General features: G+C 52.3%; 4 protein-coding genes. All 4 read right to left on the bottom strand.

Going from position 1 to position 2924, the window contains the following annotated elements; genetic code table 11:
* Nucleotides 1-81: 81 nt before the first annotated feature.
* The 4 genes from KK925_RS09930 to KK925_RS09915 all read right to left on the bottom strand — a co-directional run bounded on the left by KK925_RS09930 (nucleotide 82) and on the right by KK925_RS09915 (nucleotide 1757).
* Nucleotides 82-615 (bottom strand): hypothetical protein, encoded by a 534-nt coding sequence (locus KK925_RS09930; protein WP_174583581.1) that lies wholly within the window; start codon nucleotides 613-615, stop codon nucleotides 82-84.
* Nucleotides 590-769: a CRISPR-associated endonuclease Cas2 gene (locus KK925_RS11515; RefSeq protein WP_407929053.1), complete on the bottom strand. Its 180-nt coding sequence runs from the start codon at nucleotides 767-769 to the stop codon at nucleotides 590-592. The genes KK925_RS09930 and KK925_RS11515 overlap by 26 nt, the downstream gene beginning before the upstream one ends.
* Before the next feature lie 162 nt (nucleotides 770-931).
* Nucleotides 932-1270: a CRISPR-associated endoribonuclease Cas6 gene (locus KK925_RS11510; RefSeq protein WP_407929052.1), complete on the bottom strand. Its 339-nt coding sequence runs from the start codon at nucleotides 1268-1270 to the stop codon at nucleotides 932-934.
* Nucleotides 1271-1319: 49 nt separating this feature from the next.
* A complete protein-coding gene (locus KK925_RS09915; RefSeq protein ID WP_174583579.1) occupies nucleotides 1320-1757 on the bottom strand; it encodes a hypothetical protein in 438 nt (145 codons plus the stop codon).
* Between the last annotated feature and the right edge of the window lie 1167 nt (nucleotides 1758-2924).

Genomic DNA, 2924 nt, shown 5'->3' with positions numbered 1-2924 from the left:
CAGACTTGGATGACAGGATGTAGGGGAAGCGAGTGTTGCGGCTGGGATTTGTTTTTAGAGATTGTGCGGACTAGGAAGATCTCAACGCGCATGAACAGCTGCGGATCGATCCAGCCCTGACTCATTCGACTGACAACAGGGATCTGAAAGCAGCCCTGGATATGGGCGCGGCGGACATCTTGCTCCACAGAGATCACCTGGAGTGCTTTTTCTCTGGTTACTGTTGGTTAATTGGCCCTCTAGGTCGCTGACGAGTTTCAATCCCTCATAGGTAGGCTCCAAACCGTCAATGGGCGCCACTTCCCTCACAAGACCGTCATGTTTCGATCCCTCATAGGTAGGCTCGAAATGATTCGTATTGGATCGCCATGTCGTTACCCCAGCTCGTTTCAATCCCTCATAGGTAGGCTCCAAATCAAGACTTTTAGCACCTCGACTCGCTTCCGTCAAGCGCCCCGCTCGCCTGCTCCGTACCCCTGGCTCCACGTCATCCAGGGTCCGAGGTTTCAAGAGCTTCTCCGGACCACACAGGCCGGCGTCGATCCCTCCGCTCCAATGACCAATCGGTGACCGACGCCACAAAGGGTCCTCAAGACGCGCACCTAGATGAGCCACTCTGGTTCCCCTTTCGTAACCCCAAGCTATCCCGTGTCATCCAGTTCGCTGAGCGCAGCACATAAAACAGTACGCTGTCCTCCGATTCGTTTATAATCTCCCGTGCCTCCGTTTTGAGACGCTCAAATTGACTTTGGTTCAATTCGCCCTCCACCACGGAGCGAAAAACATTCGCCCTACTGAAACACCAGTGCGCACAGAGAAAGAAGAGTTCGCTACTTAGAGCTTAAGCCTGCATCCCACTCCATCTATCATTGCCCATTTCGTCTGAGGTTTTTAGCCGAACGCCGATTATGCTTCAAACTCGATCGGCGGGCTATTTTTTGCCAGATTCGGCAAGAGAACCACCATGCTCGCCGGACCTCTGTACAGAAGATGCGTTCATGTTTTCTTCCTGCCTAATGTCTCTCCGCAGTTCCACGCATCCAAATCCTTGGCTATTTTTTGACCCTATTCCTGCGTCAAGTGCCATACGAAAGTACGGTTGAGGAGCCCGCAGGTGGTACGACCCGATCCATCCTTTCATAACAGTTCCTTTGTATAGGACCACGTGAAGATTGCGTGAACCTACTCGATAGGGAGGAAACAATGCTCCGTCCTCAGGGATTTCCTCACCTGTCCAGATCCGAACCTTGCGGCGAAAGTTGCTCAGCACCAAGCGCTCAAATTCCTTTTCTTGCGGAGCGTAGTAATACGTTTTTTTTCTAACCCTCTCTCGTCAAAAGCGTGCTATACACCGTAACCGGCGAAAGCACGCGCAAAATGACTACCTCCCGGTAAGGCGCTTGAAACTCTACCTCGACTGACTCTACCACAAACTCAGCTGAGCCTATGTGCAATCGACGATTCCTCACCAACTGACAGGCAAAAGACTCTAGGAATTCCACGATAGGAGACGCAATTACAGGTCGAAGCGGACCTTTAGGCTCTAGCCACCCGTCCGTCAACGTGCACGGCTCCAAAAGGCGCGAAAAGGTAAAAAGTTTCAGGCGACGCTTTCGATCTCGGACTCCTTCTTCGTGAAAAACCTGAGCCAAGTACTCGTCGAGATTTCGATAGATTACCCCCTGCACAAACTCGTTATAATGAATCGGGAAGCGCGCATCTTTGCCATGTGCATTCAGTGTGAGGACAAGCCGCATCGCTCCGCTTTCTCCTCTCGGTTACAAGGCTTCATCCCAAGCGCTTCTTCCGTATTCGGTGAGGCATTGGAATCTTCTCCTAGCACGCGTGGGTTTAGATCCAGCCACGCTGCAGCGGACTTAACATCCCACTGTCCGGAAAAAAACAAAACTTCTCCGAGATCCGCGAATCCTACGAGGCCTTTCAGTTTGGTTAGCTTCCACAGCTGTAGAGTAACCAACGAGCCATAACCTCTGCCAAAAAGAGAAAAGCCAAATCGGCCAGCTGGTAGCTACCGCCCAAGTTCCCTTCCTGTTAACGTAGTTGCTCAAAAGCGCACCACCCCTCCACCAGCCTTGGGTTTCCACACTCACCCCCATCCGGTCGCTTTTCTCGTCGATTCGGTAGATCTTACCCTCTCGCCGTGTGGCGAGGTCAACCACTAAACTGTGGGAGTTTCCCAAGGCCCTGACTCCCTATCCGTGAGACGAGAGCGCAAGAGCTGACCGTTTTGGTCGAGGTTGGAAGAAAAGCCTCTGAACCGCTCTTAGGCTTCGAAAGAGAATTTGCCTAAACCACTTGGCTCCTTTCTTCCCGCGTCACCACGATCTTTCTCCTTCCCCGGACAAACTTTTGCCTAAAACAAATATCTTACTGAGCTAGCGCTTGCATTTCCCTCCTGTGCTACTCCAGGCGCCAAAGGTTCCCAAGGATTGCGCTCCAAGGTCCCGGAGAAGGCCCCACTAGGAAGTCCGTTTGCGATCCATTCGAAGAGATTAGGCTCGATTGGCGGTCAAAAAGATTATGCCCGGAACAAAACCCCCGACTCGGGCAAAGATCGTTGCGATTGTGTAGAAACGTTTTTGACGGGCGGTTTTCGGCAAAAAGAGGTGACCAGGGATAGGAAATTTTTGTGTCCCCTGCCCTACGCCCCGCCTCTCGGTAGGCACAAAAGCCGGAGCTTGCGTTCGCTGGACGAATTGCGGTATCGAAAGCAAAGTCCGATGCGGTGGCCCGCGAGGCCATGGAAGGATGTGGAGGCGGAAACCCGGTTTTTACACAAAAGATGGGATCTTCTCAACGGTGAAACCTCCCTCCTTTCCCCTAGATCCTTCTTAAGCATCTCTGAACCTCCCAGTGCAACCCATGCATTTTTCGCGTACGCTAGGTGCGATTTATCTAGGGGA

Source organism: Candidatus Methylacidithermus pantelleriae (assembly GCF_905250085.1).
Classification (GTDB): Bacteria; Verrucomicrobiota; Verrucomicrobiia; order Methylacidiphilales; family Methylacidiphilaceae; genus Methylacidithermus; species Methylacidithermus pantelleriae.
The sequence above is the reverse complement of the archived record's forward strand: the minus strand, read 5'-3'. Positions and strand labels throughout refer to the sequence as shown.

Bases quoted from the DNA above. Each gene is read 5' to 3' on its own strand.
- KK925_RS09915 (WP_174583579.1), bottom strand. From the start codon at position 1,757: ATGCGGCTTGTCCTCACACTGAATGCACATGGCAAAGATGCGCGCTTC.